This is a genomic window from Galbibacter sp. L-19 (assembly GCF_056857615.1).
In genome coordinates, this window is sequence record NZ_JBSXNL010000067.1 from 99914 (window position 1) to 120889 (window position 20976).

General features: G+C 32.9%; 19 protein-coding genes. 13 read left to right on the forward strand and 6 right to left on the reverse strand.

Going from position 1 to position 20976, the window contains the following annotated elements:
* Positions 1–11: 11 nt before the first annotated feature.
* The 6 genes from AC13CQ_RS13740 to AC13CQ_RS13765 all read left to right on the forward strand — a co-directional run bounded on the left by AC13CQ_RS13740 (position 12) and on the right by AC13CQ_RS13765 (position 4644).
* Positions 12–401, forward strand: coding sequence for a DoxX family protein (locus AC13CQ_RS13740; protein WP_474507721.1), 390 nt, complete (start codon positions 12–14; stop codon positions 399–401).
* On the forward strand, positions 398–1435 hold the full coding sequence (locus AC13CQ_RS13745) for an ATP-grasp domain-containing protein (RefSeq protein ID WP_008614268.1): 1038 nt from the start codon (positions 398–400) through the stop codon (positions 1433–1435). Before AC13CQ_RS13740 ends, AC13CQ_RS13745 begins: the two co-directional genes overlap by 4 nt.
* A gap of 33 nt (positions 1436–1468) precedes the next feature.
* Positions 1469–2242, forward strand: coding sequence for a nucleoside triphosphate pyrophosphohydrolase (gene mazG / locus AC13CQ_RS13750; protein ID WP_008614271.1), 774 nt, complete (start codon positions 1469–1471; stop codon positions 2240–2242).
* Between the two features lie 168 nt (positions 2243–2410).
* On the forward strand, positions 2411–3790 hold the full coding sequence (locus AC13CQ_RS13755; RefSeq protein ID WP_337900482.1) for an MATE family efflux transporter: 1380 nt from the start codon (positions 2411–2413) through the stop codon (positions 3788–3790).
* Between the two features lie 53 nt (positions 3791–3843).
* Positions 3844–4074 (forward strand): hypothetical protein, encoded by a 231-nt coding sequence (locus tag AC13CQ_RS13760; protein WP_008614275.1) that lies wholly within the window; start codon positions 3844–3846, stop codon positions 4072–4074.
* Positions 4075–4077: 3 nt separating this feature from the next.
* On the forward strand, positions 4078–4644 hold the full coding sequence (locus AC13CQ_RS13765) for a phosphatase PAP2 family protein (RefSeq protein ID WP_335588182.1): 567 nt from the start codon (positions 4078–4080) through the stop codon (positions 4642–4644).
* 212 nt (positions 4645–4856) lie between these two features.
* On the opposite strand, the gene msrB is transcribed toward AC13CQ_RS13765, so the two are convergent.
* Positions 4857–5354 carry a peptide-methionine (R)-S-oxide reductase MsrB gene (gene msrB / locus AC13CQ_RS13770; protein WP_008614280.1) on the reverse strand — a complete coding sequence of 166 codons (498 nt, stop codon included), beginning with the start codon at positions 5352–5354 and terminating at the stop codon, positions 4857–4859.
* Between the two features lie 71 nt (positions 5355–5425).
* Here msrB and AC13CQ_RS13775 point away from each other — a divergent pair, with 71 nt between their 5' ends.
* A complete protein-coding gene (locus tag AC13CQ_RS13775; RefSeq protein ID WP_337900483.1) occupies positions 5426–5944 on the forward strand; it encodes a GTP-binding protein in 519 nt (172 codons plus the stop codon).
* Between the two features lie 54 nt (positions 5945–5998).
* Here the strand turns inward: AC13CQ_RS13775 and AC13CQ_RS13780 are convergent, their stop codons facing one another.
* Both AC13CQ_RS13780 and AC13CQ_RS13785 read right to left on the reverse strand, forming a co-directional pair.
* Complete coding sequence (locus tag AC13CQ_RS13780; protein WP_335588180.1) at positions 5999–6499, reverse strand: collagen-like protein; 501 nt, start codon at positions 6497–6499, stop codon at positions 5999–6001.
* A 310-nt stretch (positions 6500–6809) separates the two neighbouring features.
* Positions 6810–7679: an alpha/beta hydrolase gene (locus AC13CQ_RS13785; protein ID WP_337900484.1), complete on the reverse strand. Its 870-nt coding sequence runs from the start codon at positions 7677–7679 to the stop codon at positions 6810–6812.
* A gap of 145 nt (positions 7680–7824) precedes the next feature.
* On the opposite strand from AC13CQ_RS13785, the gene glgB reads away from it, so the two are divergent.
* The 4 genes from glgB to AC13CQ_RS13805 all read left to right on the forward strand — a co-directional run bounded on the left by glgB (position 7825) and on the right by AC13CQ_RS13805 (position 14594).
* Positions 7825–9735, forward strand: coding sequence for a 1,4-alpha-glucan branching protein GlgB (glgB, locus tag AC13CQ_RS13790; protein ID WP_474507722.1), 1911 nt, complete (start codon positions 7825–7827; stop codon positions 9733–9735).
* A 27-nt stretch (positions 9736–9762) separates the two neighbouring features.
* Entirely contained in the window at positions 9763–12162 is a 2400-nt protein-coding gene (locus AC13CQ_RS13795; RefSeq protein WP_474507723.1) for a glycoside hydrolase family 31 protein, read from the forward strand.
* A gap of 79 nt (positions 12163–12241) precedes the next feature.
* Positions 12242–13060, forward strand: coding sequence for a M48 family metallopeptidase (locus tag AC13CQ_RS13800; RefSeq protein ID WP_335588176.1), 819 nt, complete (start codon positions 12242–12244; stop codon positions 13058–13060).
* 205 nt (positions 13061–13265) lie between these two features.
* Positions 13266–14594, forward strand: coding sequence for an MFS transporter (locus tag AC13CQ_RS13805; RefSeq protein ID WP_474507724.1), 1329 nt, complete (start codon positions 13266–13268; stop codon positions 14592–14594).
* A 168-nt stretch (positions 14595–14762) separates the two neighbouring features.
* Here the strand turns inward: AC13CQ_RS13805 and AC13CQ_RS13810 are convergent, their stop codons facing one another.
* Both AC13CQ_RS13810 and clpB read right to left on the reverse strand, forming a co-directional pair.
* Positions 14763–15356, reverse strand: a complete 594-nt coding sequence (locus AC13CQ_RS13810) for a TetR/AcrR family transcriptional regulator (protein WP_008614303.1) — start codon at positions 15354–15356, stop codon at positions 14763–14765.
* 347 nt (positions 15357–15703) lie between these two features.
* On the reverse strand, positions 15704–18310 hold the full coding sequence (clpB, locus tag AC13CQ_RS13815; protein ID WP_474507725.1) for an ATP-dependent chaperone ClpB: 2607 nt from the start codon (positions 18308–18310) through the stop codon (positions 15704–15706).
* A gap of 147 nt (positions 18311–18457) precedes the next feature.
* On the opposite strand from clpB, the gene ytxJ reads away from it, so the two are divergent.
* Both ytxJ and AC13CQ_RS13825 read left to right on the forward strand, forming a co-directional pair.
* Complete coding sequence (gene ytxJ / locus AC13CQ_RS13820) at positions 18458–18844, forward strand: bacillithiol system redox-active protein YtxJ (protein ID WP_482882943.1); 387 nt, start codon at positions 18458–18460, stop codon at positions 18842–18844.
* Positions 18845–19036: 192 nt separating this feature from the next.
* A complete protein-coding gene (locus AC13CQ_RS13825; RefSeq protein WP_474507835.1) occupies positions 19037–19489 on the forward strand; it encodes a GNAT family N-acetyltransferase in 453 nt (150 codons plus the stop codon).
* Positions 19490–19656: 167 nt separating this feature from the next.
* Here the strand turns inward: AC13CQ_RS13825 and fahA are convergent, their stop codons facing one another.
* The gene (gene fahA, locus AC13CQ_RS13830; RefSeq protein WP_337900489.1) at positions 19657–20952 is read right to left on the reverse strand and encodes a fumarylacetoacetase; all 1296 of its coding nucleotides are present in this window, start codon (positions 20950–20952) and stop codon (positions 19657–19659) included.
* Between the last annotated feature and the right edge of the window lie 24 nt (positions 20953–20976).

The window sequence follows — 20976 nt, forward strand, 5'->3', positions numbered from 1 at the left end:
AAAGTGAAATAATGAAAAACAAAAAGTTTTATATTGAAAGGGTTGCTGCTTTAATTGCTGCCATACTATTACTACAGAGTTTGTACTTTAAATTTACAGCGCATCCAGATAGTATTAAACTTTTTACGGAGCTTGGTGCAGAGCCAGTTGGTAGAATCGGACTAGGCTTTATTGAGTTGGTTACGGGTATTCTTCTGATTTATAGAAAAACGTCACACCTTGGAGCATTAATTGGTGTTGGATTAATGATAGGTGCTATTATTTCTCATCTTGCCGTTGTTGGAATTAATTTTAATAATGATGGCGGAACTTTATTTTCTTTAGCCTGCATTATTTTAATTTGCTGTGTAACCGTTTTAATAGTTAAGGATACAAAAATTCCTTTTATAGCTAAAAGATGAAGTTAAAACAATGGTATATAAAATTAAGTTCATGGGAATATTGGCCCATGTGGATTTTATATGTACCTGTGTTTATTCAGCATTTTTATTTGTCAATTCGTGCCAGAAGTTTATTCTTTTTTTTGAAAGTTAATCCTGCAATAACTGAAGGCTTTATTTTAAGTGACGAAAAACATACTACTCTAAAGTTAGTTCCTGAGAGTTTAAAACCAAAAGGGTTTATAATAAGTAAAAACAGCTCTTTGAGTGCTATAAAAACGTTGTTAGACAAACACTCAATTCTATTTCCTATCATTGTAAAACCTAATGTAGGTTTTAGAGGACTTTCCGTTCATCGTTGTGAAAATGAAGAGGAACTCTCTAAAATTGATTTTGAAAAGGCTACGTATCTTGTTCAAGAGTATATTGATTATCCTGTAGAGGTAGGAATCTTTTATTATCGATATCCGAATGAAGAAAGAGGGGTAATCCCTTCCATCACTTTAAAAGAATTTCTTTCAATTAAATCAGATGGAACTCATACACTATCGGAACTTATTAAAGAGAAACCTCGTGCTTTTCTTCATTATAAAAAGTTAAAAGAAAAGTTCTCTAAACAGTGGGATGTAATATTTCCAGATGGAGAAGAAATTGTTCTAGAAGTAATAGGAAACCATAATAGGGGGACCAAATTTATTAATGCAAATGCTATTTTAGATGAATCGCTTCTCAAAACATTTGATGAGTTAAATACAAAAATGGAAGGTTTTTACTACGGAAGATTTGACATTAAAACAAAATCTATTGAAGATTTAAAACAGGGTAAAAACTTCAAAATTCTTGAAGTAAATGGCGTAGGAGCGGAGCCAACACATATTTACGATCCTAATTATAAACTTATTGATGCATGGAAGGAGTTGCTTTTTTTGTGGAAAGTAACCTATAAAATAGCTCTTGAGAATAAGAAAAAAGGGGAGGAGTTTCCTGTTTTTTCTGATGCAAAAAAGCGTTATTTGCACTATAAAAATTATAAAAAAATAGCATTAACTCATTAATTAGATGCTATTCACTACATTTAAAATTCTTTTATGAATAGTAGAACTTCACAATTAGAAGCAATAGATAGACTCCTAACTATTATGGACGAGCTCCGAGAAAAATGTCCGTGGGATAAAAAGCAAACCCTACAAACACTCCGACATTTAACCATAGAAGAAACTTATGAACTTGGAGATGCTATTTTAGATAATAATTTAGAGGAAGTGAAAAAAGAGTTGGGAGATTTATTACTTCATATAGTTTTTTATTCTAAAATAGGGAGTGAAACCAACGATTTTGATATTGCGGATGTTGCAAATGGAATTTCGGAAAAGTTAATTCATCGTCATCCACATATTTATGGAGATGTAGACGTTTCTAATGAAGAAGAAGTTAAGCAGAATTGGGAAAAACTAAAGCTTAAAGAAGGGAAAAAAAGTGTTTTGGAAGGAGTTCCTAAAAGTCTTCCCGCGTTGGTTAAAGCTAGTAGAATTCAAGATAAAGTAGCTGGCGTAGGCTTTGATTGGGAAGAACCACAGCAGGTATTTGAAAAACTACAGGAAGAGTTAGGAGAATTTCAGGAGGAAGTTAATAAACGCGACCAAGATAAAATGGAAGCAGAATTTGGAGATGTACTTTTTTCTATGATTAATTATGCTCGTTTTTTAAAAATAAACCCTGAAGATGCGCTAGAAAGAACCAATAAAAAATTTATTAGTCGCTTTCAATACCTAGAATCTAAAGCTAAAAACATGGGGAAATCTTTAGGAGATATGACTTTAGCAGAAATGGATGTTTTTTGGGAAGAGGCTAAAAAGCAATAGGTAATGGAGGTGTGGAGTTTGCAGTTTAATAATTTTCTTCTTAAAACTTTATCTTCGCTTATAGCGTCCTAAAATATTTAGAGCAGGATTGACCTTCATTCAAAAACCAAAGTTTAGGCTAGGAGAACAAAAGGGTAAAATGTATCTTTGCGCTTTCAAAAATACTTCATGGTTTTAGAACAGTACACTAAAGAATTTGCATATAATTTAAAATTATCTTTTCCCGTTATTTTAGGTATGTTAGGACATACTTTTGTGGCTTTTGCAGATAATGTAATGGTTGGGCAATTAGGAACCGCAGAATTGGCGGCAGTATCCTTAGGGAATAGTTTTATTTTTATAGCAATGTCTTTAGGAATAGGTTTTTCTACAGCAATTACTCCTTTAGTGGCCGAAGCCGATGGGGCTGGAGATATAGAAAGTGGAAGATCTTCTTTAAAACACGGACTCTTTTTAAGTACCATTATTGGATTGGCTTTATTTGTAGTATTATTATTTGCAAAACCCTTGATGTACTTAATGGAACAGCCGAGAGAGGTGGTTGAAATAGCGCTTCCTTACTTAGATTTAGTGGCTTTTTCATTAGTGCCACTTATTATGTTTCAGGCATTGAAACAATTTTCAGATGGTTTGTCGGAAACAAAATATCCAATGTATGCAACCATTGTAGCCAATGTGGTAAATATTGTTTTAAATTACCTTTTTATCTTCGGAAAGTTTGGATTTCCAGAGCTTGGAATTATAGGAGCTGCAATTGGTACTTTGGTATCAAGATTCATGATGGTTATTTTCTTGTGGTGGCTTTTTAAAAAGAATAGTAGAATAAAGCAATATGTAACTAATTTTAAATGGAAGGTTATAGAGCAGAAAATGATTAAGAAAATCATAAACTTAGGACTTCCATCGGCTTTGCAAATGTTTTTTGAAGTTGCCATTTTTACTTCTGCGGTATGGCTAAGTGGAGTTTTAGGTAAAAATCCGCAAGCAGCAAACCAAATAGCGCTCAATCTTTCGAGTATGACGTATATGGTTGGAGTAGGCTTGAGTGTTGCTGCAATGGTAAGAGTTGGAAATCAGAAGGGATTAAAGAATTTTAAAGAGCTTCGAAGAATAGCAATATCTGTATTTTTCTTGACTTTTTTAATTGAAGTAATTTTTGCACTTTTCTTCATTTTATTTAGACATTGGTTACCTACTATTTATTTAGATCAAAACGATATGATAAATTTAACCGATAACACCGAGGTAATCTTAGTAGCGTCGCAATTATTACTAATTGCTGCATTTTTTCAAATTTCCGACGGACTTCAAGTTACATTTTTAGGAGCTTTACGGGGTTTGCAGGATGTTAAAATTCCAACACTTATAACATTTGTAGCCTATTGGATTATTGGTTTTCCTATCTCTTATTTTTTGGGACTTAAAACAAGTTTAGGAAATATGGGAATCTGGATTGGATTACTTTCTGGACTTACTATAGCCGCTATATTTTTGTATTTTAGATTTAATTATCTGACAAAAAAATTAATTGTGTCAAAAGTAAATTAAAAGTTATTACAGTTAAGAATAACTTTAACTATTAACTAACAACGAAGAATAAAATGGAATTACCAAAGTTTATATTAGGCGATAACACAGATTATCCGAATGCAATTTTTATTATTCATACAGAATATCCTCAATTCATTATTAATTTAGAAAATGATGAAGTTGAATGGCTAGAAGATTTTTCTGCTGAAGATGAAAAAGAACTTGCAACAGAAGCAGAAAACCTTATCCAAGCTGCAAATGAATTTTACGACCGGGAGGTAAGTAGATATGATGAAGCTTAATATATGGATACTTTAATAGATTACGATCAGCAGTTATTTTTATATTTAAACGGATTAGGAAGCCAATCATACGATGCTTTTTGGATGTTTATGACAAATAAATGGGCTTCAATTCCGTTATATGTCTTTTTACTAATACTGTGTATTCGTACTTTAAAATGGAAAAAAACACTTGTGCTACTTGTTATTGTAGCACTAATGATTGGGGTAACCGACCAATTGGCAAATGCCTTTAAATACGGTTTTGAGCGACTACGTCCGTGTCATGAAGAGAATATTATTCCATATATGCGCTTAGTAAAATCCTATTGCGGTGGACAGTTTGGCTATTTTTCAGCCCATGCATCAAATTCTTTAGCGGTAGTTACTTTCTTTTCTATACTGCTTTCTAAAAATTATAAATGGCTTCCATTTCTTTTAGTTATTTGGGGAATAACGGTAGCTTATAGTAGAATTTATATTGGGGTACATTATCCTTTAGATGTAATTACGGGGATGTCTATTGGAATAATTTTGGGATTCTTTTTCTCAAAGCTTTTTAGATTTATATTGAAGCGTTTCAGTATATAAAACAAAACTATTATTTAATACTAAGAGTATCATATTAATTCAAAAACAAAGTTTTCAATCAAATAATTTAGTCATTTCGACTGAAAGGAGAAATCACATCTCGGTTATTTAACTCATAAGTTTTTCGAGTGATGAGATGCCTCCCGTTGGTCGACATGACTGTGACTATTATCAGTTTCCGCTAAACCAGTCTTGATTTTGAATTAATATGCTTAATTCTCATCTGGGATAAAATTTAAAGCGATTCCATTTACACAATGTCTTTTTCCAGTTGTGTTACTTGGACCATCATCAAAAACATGACCTAAATGCCCGCCGCATTTTGCACAATGCTCTTCATCTCTAGGAACTCCAATTTTATTATCAACACCATATCCAACATTTCCTTCTATAGCTCTATCAAAACTCGGCCATCCTGTTCCCGATTTAAATTTATGTTCACTTCTAAATAAGGGGGTAGCACAGGCAGCACAAACATAAGTCCCTGCTTCTTTAATTTCTAAAAGATCACTAGAAAATGGGCGTTCTGTACCAGCTTTTCTTAACACATAATATTCACTTTCAGATAACTCACTTTTCCACTCAGCATCCGTTTTGGAAATGGGAAATTTAGATTTTTTGGAGTCTGTAGTTTCTTTTTGATTATTTTGTGCTTTGGTATTACAACTAAAGAGTAGTATACAAAAAAATGATAAGATTATATTTTTCATAAGAAAGAATGTATATTTTTAAGTTAATTACGAAATTTTAGTCGGATTAGTTTTTAATTCCTTGCATTATTATGTCCACAACAAATACGGTAGTATTACGACCTCGGTTTAAAAAGAATTTACCAGTTCATAATGAAATAATTTTAAAAGATTTTGAGAATTCTAATAAAGACAACATAGATTTTGTAGTTACTCGTATAGACGACCATGTGTTTATTAAATACCCAAAAGCCAAACAACATTTTTGGTCTCCACAATTACATCTAGAAATTAATGAGCAACCAGAAAAGGATTCCTGTTTGCTTTATGGATTATTTGGACCTAATCCTACAGTTTGGAGCATGTTTATGTTTTTACATTTTATGGTTGGGACTCTATTTTTAGCAATTGGGGTATGGGCATATAGTAATTGGAGTATAGACAATCCTTATAAAGTGCAATTATTAATTATGGGAGTGCTAGTACTTATTTGGGTTGCTTTATATTTTATAGGAAGCATTGGTAAATATTCAAGTAAGGAAGAAATGCAGGCGCTCTATAATTTTATGGATGTAATAATTGAGAATGAAAAAATTAGAGATAAAAAATAGCCCGATTAAATTATCATCGGGCTATTTAAAATAATATATGTATTTAAAAATACTTTAGTTTAATTTTTGAATGGATTTAATATTGGCAGCTTTCATAACTTGATCCATATTACTTAAATCCATATTTTTTGCTTGATAAGATGGAATAATAGCAATTCTAAAAACCTGATTCTGAGTATCTCCAGGTAGTAATGTGTTTAAATCGAAGTCTGCCCTAAGAAATAAATTTACATTAGCAATCGTATAATCAAAATTATATATTAAATCTCCTTGATCTAATTGTCTCGTTTGAGGGAGTGCTCTCCAAATATCATTTCCATTATTATCTTGTCCCCATAATAAATATACCTGAAGAACATCAAAATCTGAAATTTCTATATTATCAGGAATAGGAATTAGTTGGGAAAATTCGTTTGCACTATTAAAATTTACTGTAGTTTCAAAAAATTCCGCAACAGCTCCATCATATCCTGGAGGTCCCGGAGGTCCTTCCGGTCCTTCGCAAGAAGTAAATACAAATGTTGCTACAAATAAAAGTGTGATTATTTTTTTCATAATAGTTTTGTTTTTTTAAAATAACGCAAATGCTATGCCAATATTTTTTACTGTTAGTTTTTAAATTTAAAATTACTACTTTTTTACATTGTTGCCCTATAAAAGTAGATAGAATTTATTAAGCTTTAGTTATATCAAGCTTTCAAGAAGTTTTCAAAATAGTCTCTTGCTCTTAAAGAGGATAAACAGAAAATGGGCTTTAATAACAATATTTTTATAAATTACTTATTTTTTGATAGTTAATGTTTAGCCTTAATCTTTTTTCTTGTAGTGGAGCGGTCTTTTATCTTTCCTCTAACTTTACTATATTTCATGAATATTCTTTTATAAAATCTATAAGCTTTAAAATAACTTTATCATCACCTAGTATTTTTCGGTGTCCGAGTCCTTCGGTTATTATTAATTCTGAATTTTTTAATTTTTTATGAATATTTTCAGAAGAAGAAAGAGGCGAGTCTAAATCATTTTTATCATGAAATAATAAAGCAGGAATTTTAACATCTTCCGCAGCAATACTTGCAGAATAATTATTAACATCTTCCATGGCAATTTTATCAAACCCAATTTTTATAGAGTCTCCAATTTTTTCCTTTAAACCTAGCTTATTTGTAAAATCGTAAATTATATCATCTATCTTATCGCCACTTCCTATTAAAACCATAGCATTGGTTTTAAAGCCTCTACTAGCAGCGTTTACAAGAGTCATACTCCCTAAAGAATGCCCTATTGCAGCTTCAAATGGACCATATTTTTTATTTACTTCAAAAACGGTATCAATAAATTCAAGCATATTGGTAGTCTTTCCAGTAGAGCGCCCATGTGCAGGGCCATCAAAACTTATAGTACTGTATCCTATTTTTAGCAAAGCATCGGCTATTTTTGAAAGTTGTGTGCCTCTACCGCTCCATCCATGTACAAGTAGAATTTTCTTTTTACTTTCTCCATACTCATAAATAACTACTTCTTTTTTTATGGATGGAATTAAAAGTCGCTCTTTCTTTGCTTCATGCTCCATTTTATGCTCTCTTTTTGGAGTGGGATGTTTTATTGGAGTTGCAAAAAGTTTGGCAACATATTTACTAGCCAACTTAGGAGAAATAAACTGTAATGTCTTAGCAGAAAAAGTAATTGGTTTAGGGATTTTTACCGATTGTTGATAGTTTTCTTTCTTAGAAGCCATTATTTAATATGAATTAGAAGTTGCAATGTATTAATTTTAAATCCTTTTTTTATACATTTAAGAAGCATAATAATTCTAAATCCTATCAGATGAGAAAAGCTTATTTTAATGATTCAAATTGTATTTTTAATAACTATGGGAAAATATGATGAATGTTATTCCACATAGTTTGTTCACAGATTTTGATATCGATTTATTTAAAGCAGGAAATCATTATAGGCTTTATGAAAAGTTGGGAGCGCATATTATTGAAAAGGACGGTGTAAAGGGCTGTTATTTTGCAGTATGGGCACCAACGGCAAAATCGGTTTCTGTAATTGGCGATTTTAATTATTGGCAAAAAGAGGAACATCCGCTTTTTGTTCGCTGGGATGAATCGGGGATTTGGGAAGGATTTATACCAAACATTACCCATGGTACAAGGTATAAGTATAAAATAGTATCCAATAATCAAGATATTCAAACTGAAAAAGCCGATCCATTTGCTTTTTATAGTGAGAAATCTCCAAATACAGCTTCTATTGTTTGGGATGCTTCTTATAAATGGAAGGATACCAAGTGGATGGAAATTCGAAAAGAAATTAATAGTTTAGATAAACCTTTTTCGGTATATGAAGTTCATATGGGGTCTTGGAGAAGGAAATTGGAAGACGCAGGGAGGTCTCTTAATTATTTAGAATTGGCAGAAGAACTTGTTTCTTATGTTAAAGAAATGCACTTTACACACGTAGAGTTTATGCCTGTTATGGAGTTTCCGTATGATCCTTCTTGGGGATATCAAATTACAGGCTACTATGCACCAACATCTCGTTTTGGGGAGCCAGAAGAATTAATGGTGTTAATAGATAAATTGCATCAAGCAGGAATTGGAGTTATTTTAGATTGGGTGCCTTCTCATTTTCCAGATGATGCGCATGGATTAGGATTTTTTGATGGATCACATTTATATGAACATCCCGATAGAAAAAAAGGATATCATCCAGATTGGAAGAGTCTTATTTTTAATTATGGTAGAAATGAAGTCCGTGCTTTCTTAATTAGTAATGCTATTTTTTGGTTAGATAAATACCATATTGACGGACTTAGGGTAGACGCTGTTGCTTCGATGTTGTATTTAGATTATTCTCGAGAAGAGGGAGAATGGGATCCTAATATATATGGAGGGAGAGAGAATTTGGAAGCAATTTCATTTATTAAAGAAATGAACGAAGCTGTATATGCTAATTTTGAAGGGATACAGACCATAGCCGAAGAGTCGACTTCATTTTCAATGGTTTCAAAACCTGTATATCTTGGTGGTTTAGGCTTTGGAATGAAATGGATGATGGGATGGATGCACGATACTTTAGAGTATTTTAAAAAAGGGCCTGTTCATAGAAAGCATCATCAAAACGATCTTACTTTTAGTATGACCTATGCTTTTTCAGAAAACTTTATGCTTCCTTTAAGTCATGATGAAGTAGTACACGGGAAAAGCTCTATTTTTGGTAGAATGCCTGGCGATGAATGGCAGCGATTTGCAAACCTTAGGTTGCTATATGGATATATGTTTACGCATCCGGGAGCGAATTTAATGTTTATGGGAAATGAATTTGCGCAATCTGATGAGTGGAATTTTCAAACAAGTTTAGATTGGCATTTGTTGCAATATGAAGGTCATAAAGGAATAAAAACTTTTATAGCAGATTTAAATAGACTTTATAAGGAAGAACCAGCTCTTCATGAAAAACAATTTAGTAACGAAGGTTTTGAATGGATAAATTATGGAGATGCAGATAATTCTGTTTTATCATATGTAAGAAAAGGTCATTATATAGAAAACGATTTGGTGGTGATTTGTAATTTTATTCCAGTAGTTAGAGAGGATTACCGAATTGGTATTCCAAGAGATGGAACGCTTAAGCAAGTTTTTAATAGTGATGAAAAAAAGTATTATGGAAGTGATGTTAGAAATAAAGAGGAAATTTCTGTAGAAGCAATTCCATACAACGGGAAAGATTTTTCTGTGGCCATTACATTGTCGCCTCTAGCGGTGATAGTGTTTAAAATAGTATAATTTATAAGTTAAAGCTCATATTTTGATATGATAACTAATACTGAATTAGAATACAAAGGAAATTTATTTCCCAATCAAATTATATCTCATAAAAAGGAAGTTGATAAAATAACTTTTTATGCACGTAATAATGTGGCATTACAAATTTCTTTTTTAAGAGATAGTGTATTACGGTTTAGATATGCCGTAGAACAAGATTTTGAGCCCGATTTTTCGTATGCTATTTCCGAGGATGCTACTTATGGGTATAATCATCTTGAAATAAAAGAACTAGATGGGCATTTTAGTATGTATACTTCAAAATTAGAGGTGCGTGTTTCTAAATCAGACTTAAGACTAGCAATTTTAGATTTAGATGGTAATATTTTAAATGAAGATGAACTTGGCTTCCATTGGGAAGAGAGTTATGAACATGGAGGGAACATAGTAAAAATGAGTAAGTTTTCACAGGAGTCTGAAAGTTTTTATGGAATGGGAGATAAACCCTCACAATTAAATCTTCGGGGAAAACGTATTCATAATTGGGCAACCGACCAATATGCATTTGGCAAGGATAGAAATCCATTGTACAAAAGTGTTCCATTCTATATTGGCATGCATCATAAAACCGCCTATGGAATCTTCTTTGATAATACCTTTAAAACTCATTTTGATTTTTGTAACGAACGAAGAAATATAACTAGTTTTTGGGCAGATGGAGGAGAAATGAATTATTATTTTATCTATGGGCCTTCCATTTCTCAAGTGGTAGTTGGATATACAGATCTTACAGGAAAACCAGAACTGCCGCCATTGTGGGTTTTAGGTTTTCATCAATGTAAATGGAGCTATTATCCAGAGAGTAAAGTAAAAGAAATAGCAAACAAATTTAGAGAATTAAGTATTCCATGTGATGCCATTTATTTAGACATCGATTATATGGATGGCTTTAGGTGTTTTACATGGAATAAAGAGTATTTTCCAGAGCCCAAAAGAATGGTAGAGGAGCTTGCTGAAGATGGTTTTAAAACTGTTGTAATTATAGATCCAGGGATTAAAATTGATAAAAAATATTGGGTTTACAATGAAGCTGTAGAAAACGATTATTTCTGCAAAAGAGCAGATGGTCCTTTTATGAAAGGTAAAGTTTGGCCTGGAGAATGTAATTTTCCAGATTATACAAATCCGAAAGTAAGAGAATGGTGGGCAGGGCTTTTTAAAGAATTAATTGCAGATATTGGAGTAAAAGGGGTGTGGAATGATATGAATGAGCCAGCCGTAATGGAAGTGCCCGGAAAAACTTTTCCAGATGATGTTCGACATAATTACGATGGCCACCATTGCAGTCATAGAAAAGCGCATAATATCTATGGAATGCAAATGGTACGAGCTACTTATGAAGGAGTAAAAAGGTTTTCATTTCCTAAACGTCCATTTGTAATAACTAGATCGGCATATTCTGGGGCGCAACGTTATACTTCTTCATGGACAGGAGATAATGTAGCTACTTGGGAGCATCTTTGGGTAGCAAATGTTCAAGTGCAAAGAATGGCAATGAGCGGAATGTCTTTTACTGGAAGCGATATTGGTGGGTTTGCAGAGCAACCTTCTGGAGAACTTTTTGCTAGATGGATTCAATTAGGGGTGTTTCATCCATTTTGTAGAGTGCATTCTAGCGGAGATCATGGGCATCAAGAACCTTGGTCGTTTGATGAGGAAGTAACCAATATTACTAGAAAGTTTATAGAAATTAGATATCAATTACTTCCATATCTGTATACCATGTTTTATGAATATACAGAAAATGGAATTCCAATGTTGAAATCCTTAATGTATTATGATCAAGACGATTTACATACGCATTATAGAAATGATGAATTTATCTTCGGAAACCATATCCTAGTTTGCCCTATTTTAGAACCAAACTCCAAAGGGAGACGGATGTATATTCCAAGAGGAAATTGGTATAATTACTGGGGAGGAGAAATTACCAAAGGAGGAAAAGAATGTTGGGTAGAAGCCGATATCGATAAGATTCCTATTTTTATAAAAGAGGGAGCTATTATTCCAAAATATCCTATTCAGCAATATGTAGGCGAAAAAGAAATTACGGAACTTACATTAGAGGTGTATTATAAAAATGGAAAAGAAGAATCTCAAGTTTTTGAAGATGCAGGAGATGGTTATGATTATAAGAAAGGAAGATACAGCCTAAGAACATTTAGACTTACAGGAAAAGAAAATGAACTTATTATTCAGCAATTTAAAGAAGGTAAATATGAAACATCTTATGAAACTTTTAAAGTAAATTTAATAGGATTGCCATTTAAAGTACAATCTATTCAGCTAGATAATGTAGAGATTCCAATCCATGAAATTATTCTAAATGGTGATACTAATATGACGATTAAAAAAGAATTTACAGAACTACATATAATAGGATTGTAATATTTTAATTATTTTCGTATTGTATATACACATCAATTTGTAGGTATAATAACTGATTTTAAAAATAATAGATTATAATATGAAAAAATATGTTTCAATAGGAGTATTTATTTTGTTGATAATATCTTGTTCAACAAATCCTTTTACAGGAAAAAGCACTTTGAATTTTCAGTCAAATGATCAAATTTTCCCGACAGCTTTTGCGGAATACGACCAATTTTTACAGCAAAATAAAGTAGTAACGGGAACTGCAGATGCCGAAGCTATAAAACGAGTAGGGCAGCGCATTGCAAATGCTGCGGAGCGTTGGTTTAATGCTAATGGGTATGAGGGCTATTTAAAAGATTACCGTTGGGAATACAATTTAGTGCAAGACGAAACTGTAAACGCTTGGTGTATGCCTGGAGGGAAAATAGTTTTTTATACAGGAATTCTTCCGATTACTCAAACAGATACTGGTATTGCAGTTGTAATGGGGCATGAGGTGGCACACGCCTTAGTAAACCATGGAGCGCAGCGTATGAGTGCATCTACATTACAACAATATGGAGCGCTTGCAGGAAATTTAGCGCTTGGAATGGGAGGTAGCAGTGCACAAACAATAGATTTATTTAATCAAGCATATGGTGTTGGGTCTCAAGTAGGAGTTATGCTACCTTTTAGTAGAAGTCACGAAACAGAAGCCGATGCTATTGGATTGCGTTTAATGGCAATTGCTGGTTATAATCCAGATGAAGCTGCTAAACTTTGGGAGCGAATGAGTGCTCAAGGAGGGGAGCAGCCATCAGAGATTATGAGCACGCACCCATCAAATCAAAGTAGAATTCAAAATCTTAAACAATTAGCGCCTGCAGCGAAGCAAGAAGCGGCTAAATTTGGTGTTACTTCGTTTAAGTAATCTTTTTTTAATGTAGCAAGTTTATTAATTAAGTATATTTGAAAGCAAGACATCAATTTTATGTCTTGCTTTTTTATTTAATCTATTACTAAACCAACTAGTTCATAAACCATCTATGAAATGCCCATTAACAAATTTGGAAACCAACCGATATGATTCTAAAGGGCATTACATCTGACTATTGAAAAACTATACATATTAACAAATGAAATCATTACAAAAAGGAAGTAAAAAATTATTAAATGCATGGGCATTTTATGATTGGGCAAATTCAGTATATAGTTTAACTATAGCTTCTGCCATTTTTCCGCTCTTTTATGGGGCGCTTTTTAGAGAAGCTGGAATTGAAAAAATTGAAATTTTTGGTGGAGAAATTGCTCGTGGTCCTTTAATAACGTATGTCACTTCTTTTGCCTTTTTGGTGGTTTCCTTTTTAACTCCGCTATTGTCTGGAATTGCAGATTATGTAGGTAATAAAAAAGTTTTTTTAAAATTTTTCTGCTATTTAGGTTCCATTTCAAGTATAGGATTGTATTGGTTTAGCCTTGATGCAATTTATTTAAGCTTAACTATATATTTTTTTGGGTTGATAGGTTTTTGGGGGAGTTTAGTTTTTTATAATTCTTATTTGCCAGATGTGGCATTCCCAGAACAACAAGATAGAATAAGTGCCAAAGGATATTCATTAGGATATATTGGTAGTGTATTTTTGTTATTGCTTAATTTAGCCATGATTATGAAATATGAATGGTTTGGATTTGAAGGGGCTGGGGAGCCTACAAAAATATCATTTATATTAGTTGGGATTTGGTGGGCTTTATTCAGTCAGTATTCATTTTATTATTTACCTAAAGGAAATGATAATACTGGAAAAATTAGTAAAAAAGTCTTGCTGAATGGCTTTCGTGAGCTCAAAAAAGTATGGAATAGGTTAGGAGATAACCTCCGATTAAAAAGATATTTAGTGGCATTTTTTGTATATAGCATGGCGGTACAAACAGTAATGCTAGTAGCTTCCTATTTTGCAGAAGAAGAATTGGCGTGGGAAAGCGATAGTCAGCGTACAACAGGTTTAATTATAAGTATTCTTTTAATACAATTAGTTGCTGTAGCTGGAGCATTACTAACCTCTCGAATTTCTGAAAAAATTGGAAATATAAAAACATTAATAGCTATTAATATTATATGGGTAATTATATGTTGCTACGCTTATTTTGTAATTACTCCAGAGCAATTTTATGTAACTGCTGCTTTTGTTGGTTTGGTAATGGGAGGAATTCAGGCTTTATCTCGTTCCACCTATTCTAAATTTTTACCAGAAACAAAAGACACAGCTTCTTTCTTTAGTTTTTATGATGTAGCTGAAAAAATAGGAATTGTTATCGGGATGTTTTTATACGGATTTATGGCGCAGATAACTGGAAGTATGAGAACTTCTATTGTCCTTTTAGGATTGATATTTTTAATTGGAGTAGTTTTATTGCTGAAAGTAGAAAAGTCAGGAGTCCAAAGTCGGGAGTCCCAAGGTAAGTAAGCAGTTTTTGTCTAGAACTTTGTTACAACCTAATCTTTCAATAAAAAAGGAAGTGTTCAGTAAGCAGAGGCAGTTTTTAGTTGAAAGTAAAAAAGTTATCGAGTTATGTTGTTATGATGTTTTTAGAAAAGTTTTTTTGCCTTCAGCCTACAGCCTATAGCCTATTACCTACTTAAATCGCTGATTGATGGTGTCTAATATTACATTCATGCAATCTGTTGTGTATGATTTATCATCTGTAGTCTGACTCATAAAAACGGCGCCTTGGATTAAACTGAAAAAGCGTTTCCCATAAACATCTCCAATAATAGTTTTTCTAATTTCGCCAATTCTTTTACCATCTTCAATTTCGGTACTAATATATCCTTCTATTTTTTTGATAGTTTCCTGAACCTTTTCTGAAAGTTCAGGATGCATATTTTTTGCGTCAACTCCCGTATTTATAATAGGGCAACCTCCAAAATTGTTGGTAAAATCAATATAGTTTTTATAAAACCTCACAAAATATATAAGTCGTTCTAAAGGAGTTTCCCCTTTATCCATATAAGCTTCGATTTTAGAGAGAATCATATCGGTATTATAATCAAATGCATGGAGTGCTAATGTTTCTTTGTTCTCAAAGTTTCCATAGATAGCTCCTTTTGTAAGACCTGTAGCTTTTGTAATATCATTTAAACTTGTGGCAGTATAGCCTTTCTTGTTAAAAATAGGAGCTACTGTTTTTATAATAAATTGACTCGTTTTTTCAGCTTTGGTTGTCATGAGTTTATAGATATACTCAAATATATAAAATAATACTGAAAGGTATCTTTTGTTTTATTGGCTATATTATAGTTTTACTCACTAAGGGAAATTGAAGAAGTCCGCAGTTGGGAGTCAGAAGATAAAAAGTTGAAAGTTGAAAAGTTTTTAAAGTAGAAAGTTAATGAGTTAAGAAAAGATATTTTAAAAAAAACACCCATGATTTTTAATCATGGGTGCCTTAACTAACCAACCAACTTAAAACTAAATAATTCTTGCGAACTATTTAACTTAGCTTTAAATATTATAATACATCAACTAACATACATTCAGTCGGTTATAGTGTTTTAGACTTACATTTTTATCTGTTAATTTTCTATTAAATCTGATTGATTCCTAAAAACTAATTCGCCGTCAAATTCATCAATCAAAATAATACTATCGGCATTGACTTTTCCACTAAGAATCTCTTTAGAAAGTTTGTTTAAAACCTCCTTCTGGAGTACTCTTTTAACGGGTCTAGCTCCATATTGTGGATCGTAGCCTATTTTTGCTAAATGTGTTATAGCTTGTTCAGTTGCATCTATAGTGATGTTTTGTTTAGCTACCATTTTTGTAATTCCTTTAAGTTGTAACTTAACAATATCTTTTATGTTTGCTTCTGTAAGTGGCGTAAACATAACAATGTCGTCAATACGATTTATAAATTCTGGTCTTACACTTTGTTTTAATAAACCTAGTACTTCAACTTTAGCAGCTTGTGTTGCGCTGTCTATATCTTCGGTAGCTTCAAATTTTTCTTGAATAATATGGTTTCCAATATTACTAGTCATTATAATAATAGTGTTTTTAAAATCCGCAAGACGTCCTTTATTGTCTGTTAACCTTCCTTCATCTAACACTTGTAATAAGATATTAAAGGTATCTGGATGTGCTTTTTCAATCTCATCTAGTAATACTACAGAATAGGGTCTGCGTCTTACAGCTTCAGTAAGTTGTCCACCTTCATCGTAACCAACATATCCTGGAGGCGCTCCAACTAATCTACTCACAGAATGACGCTCTTGGTATTCGCTCATATCAATACGAGTCATAGCGCTTTCATCATCAAAAAGATAATCAGCTAATGCTTTTGCTAGCTCTGTTTTACCAACCCCAGTAGTTCCTAGAAAAAGAAAAGAACCAATTGGGCGGTTGGCATCTTGCAAGCCAGCGCGACTTCTTCTGATAGCATCCGATACAGATTCTATAGCTTCTTCTTGTCCTACCACTCTTCGGTGTAATTCGTCTTCAAGATTAAGAAGCTTTTCACGCTCGCTTTGGAGCATTTTAGTAACAGGAATGCCAGTCCATTTTGCAACTACTTCAGCAATATCGTCATTAGTAACTTCTTCTTTTATTAAATTACTTCCTCCAGCTTGTTGCTCTTCTAATTGTTTTTGAAGCGTTTCTAGTTTCTCTTGTGCTTCTTTAATTTTTCCATATCTAATTTCAGCAACTTTACCATAATCGCCATCACGTTCGGCACGCTCAGCTTCTATTTTAAACTGTTCGATGTTTTCTTTTGTTGTCTGAATGGCGTCTACAATATCTTTTTCGCCTTTCCATTTCGCATAAATATCATGTCGCTCTTCCTTAAGATTTGCAATATCCGAATTAAGCGACTTTAATTTAGTTTCATCGTTTTCTCTCTTAATTGCTGCAATTTCAATTTCTAATTGCATTATTTTTCTATCCAAAACATCAAGCTCTTCAGGTTTTGAATTTATTTCCATCCTAATTTTAGAAGCAGCTTCATCCATTAAGTCAATTGCCTTATCTGGTAAAAAACGATTGGTAATGTAGCGTTGAGAAAGTTCTACAGCCGCAATAATAGCTTCGTCTTTTATTCTAACTTTATGATGCGTTTCATACTTTTCCTTAATGCCTCGTAAAATAGAAATAGCACTTTCGGTATCTGGCTCGTCTACAATAACTTTTTGGAATCTACGCTCCAAGGCTTTGTCTTTTTCAAAGTACTTTTGATATTCGTCCAATGTTGTTGCTCCAATAGCTCGGAGCTCTCCTCTTGCTAATGCTGGCTTTAAAATGTTTGCCGCATCCATAGCTCCTTGTCCGCCACCAGCGCCTACTAAAGTGTGGATTTCATCAATAAAGAGCACAATATCTCCATCGGAGGTAGTTACTTCTTTAATAACAGCTTTTAAGCGTTCTTCAAACTCCCCCTTGTATTTTGCTCCTGCAATAAGCGCTCCCATATCTAAGGAAAAAATTTGCTTGTCTTTTAAGTTTTCAGGAACATCGCCTTGAATAATTCTGTGTGCTAAACCTTCAGCAATAGCTGTTTTACCAACTCCAGGTTCTCCAACTAGCATCGGGTTATTTTTTGTTCTACGTGAAAGAATTTGTAAAACACGACGAATTTCCTCGTCTCTTCCAATAACAGGATCCAATTTACCATCGTTGGCAAGTTGGTTGAGGTTTTTTGCAAATTTATTTAAAGAATTATATGTATCCTCGGCACTTGCAGAAGTTACTCTATCTCCTTTTCTCAATTCTTCAATAGCGGCTTTTAATCCTTTTTCAGTAACACCTTGGTCTTTTAAAATCTGTGCTATTTTGCTTTTAGATTTAAATATAGCTACTATTAAATGCTCAATAGAAACAAACTCATCGTTCATTTTCTTAGCTATAATACTCGCTTCGTTTAACATGCTTCCTGCATCTCTAGAAAGCATTAATTCTCCGCCTTCAACTTTAGCAAAACTATTTAGCGTACTGTCTAAAACCTGTTTAAGTAAGGTAATATTTACATTTAGCTTTTTTAAAATGAAGGGAAGTACATTCTCATCAACCTCAAATAAGGCTTTGAAAATGTGCTCGTTTTCAATTTGTTGATGGCCATATCCCTGAGCAATTTGTTGTGCTTGTTGGATAGCCTCTTGTGATTTTATTGTAAAATTGTTTAAGTTCATTATATTTCAAAGTTTATTATCGATATTTGTTTAGCAATTAGTATTCCGTTTCTGTTTTATGACTTTTTGACAGTATAAATAAAGATTTATACTGACGTTTAGTCATTTATAAAGATTAGGGGGGTACTGAATTTTATATATAAAGTTATGAATTTTTTGAAGTCAATCTTCGGTGGAAGTGAAGAAAATAAAGAGAGTTCCTTGGATTGGAATTCTTTAAATGATGTTTCTCAGTTTGAGAAAATTAAAGAAGAGTCTAAGTCTATCTGTGTTGTGGTTTTTAAGCATAGCACCCGTTGTGGAATTAGTAGGTTTGCACTAAATAACTTTGAGGCGACATATAAAATTCCGACTGATGATGCTAAATTGTATTTTCTAGATATTTTAAACCACAGAGATGTGTCTAATGCTATAGCTAATGAGTTTGGTGTGATACATGAAAGTCCGCAATTATTAATTATTAAAAACGGAAAAGTTGTATATAATGAGTCTCATGGGCAAATTGATGCTGAAGAAATAGCAAAGTTTATTTAATCCGAGGGTTGACAAAGATATTTTCAAGAACAGTACTCCTTTGTTATTTAAAAATAGAAAAGCGGAATATTAAAGATTTTATAGTGATAATAATTCAGTTTTTACGCTATTTTCTTGTAATGAAGCAGTCTTTATTTTTGTCCAAATACTATTATTCTACCTATAAATTCAAGCCTAAGAAAGTTAATATAAATGATAACATTACTTCGAACGAACTCTTCTCATCCAGATTTTAAAAGTTTAGTACAGCATTTAGATGTGTATTTAGCAGAAATGGATGGAGAGGCACACAATTTTTATAGTCAGTATAATAAAATAGATAACCTTAAAGAAGTGGTTTTAGCATATAAAAATAATGAAGCCATTGCTTGTGGTGCTTTTAAGTTATATGATACTGATATTGTAGAAATTAAAAGAATGTATGTAAATCCAATATGTAGGGGAGAAGGAGTGGCTTCGATGGTATTAATGGAGTTAGAAGATTGGGCAAAAGAATTAGGTTTTAAACAAGCAGTATTGGAAACAGGAAGTAAATACAAAGACGCAATAGCTTTGTATTTAAAGAATGGCTATGAGCAAATCCCAAATTACGGACAGTATGTTGGAAGTAATTTAAGTGCTTGCTTTAAAAAGACTTCCCTATAAACGAGATAAAAAAAGAGGCTGTCTAAAAAGTATCTAAACTCTAAATGTCACCCTGAGCTTGTAGAAGGTTTTTTGAGTGTTAGTTGTTTAAAACTTCGATAAACTCCTTTTGACAACTATGAATTACTTTTCAGACGGCCTCTTTTTAAAATGAAATCATTTATTTACTATTTTTTTACTTTTTTCGGATTAAAAGGAGGGAGTAGTTTATTGGAAACTTCACCAAAACCGATCCGCACTTTATCATTTTTACAATAACCTCGCATGGTAACGGTATCGCCATCATTAATAAATTTGCGTTCTGTGCCATCACTCATTTTAATTGGCTTTTCACCTTTCCAAGTAAGCTCTAGCATAGAGCCATAGGAGTCTGGTGTGGAGCCAGAAATAGTTCCACTCCCCATCATATCTCCACTGTTAACCTTACATCCATTAATGGTATGATGCGCCAGTTGCTGGGACATATTCCAATACATATACTTAAAGTTACTCTTTGTAATGGTAGTAGGAGCTCCGTTTTCTGGAGATAAATCAACTTCCAAATTGATGTCAAAACTCTTTTTGCCTTTATAATTTAAGTAAGAAAGTGGTTTAGGATCTTGTTTAGGTCCATCAGTTCTAAATGGCTCTAAAGCATCTAGGGTTACTATCCACGGAGAAACAGAAGAAGCAAAGTTTTTTGCTAAAAAAGGTCCTAATGGTACGTATTCCCATTTCTGAATATCTCTTGCACTCCAATCGTTAAAAAGTACCATTCCAAAAATATAATCTTCCGCTTCTTCAATTGGAATAGGCTCTCCTAAAAGATTGGCATCTGTAGTGATAAAAGCCATTTCTAGTTCAAAATCTACCAACTTTGAAGGGCCAAAAACGGGTTCGCTAGCATCGGCAGGCATTGTTTGTCCTTTTGGACGATGAATTGGAATTCCGCTAGGAACAATAGAAGAACTTCTACCATGATAACCAACAGGAATATGTAGCCAATTTGGTAATAATGCATTATCAGGATCTCTAAACATAGTTCCTACATTGGTTGCATGTTCTTTACTACTGTAAAAGTCGGTGTAATCTCCAATTTGTACAGGTAATTGCATTTCAATTTCGTCCAATGTAAAAAGTACGATTTTTCGATGCTCTTCATTATTCTTTAAAGTTTCATTCTTAACATCAAAAATCTCAGCAATTCTATTTCGAACTAATCGCCAAGTTTTTTTTCCGTCAGAAATAAAATCATTTAAAGTGTCTTGTAGAAAAATATCATCCGTTAAAGGGATCTCATTAAAATACCCTAATTGATGAAGCGCTCCAAGATCTATAGCAATGTCACCAATTCTTGTACCAATGGTGATAACATCGTCTCTAGTTAGGAAAACTCCAAAGGGAATATTTTGTATTGGGAAATCGGAATCTGTTGGAACAGATATCCATGATTTTCTATTTGGATTGTTAGCTGTATCAGGCATGACAATTTTGTTAATTATTGTTTG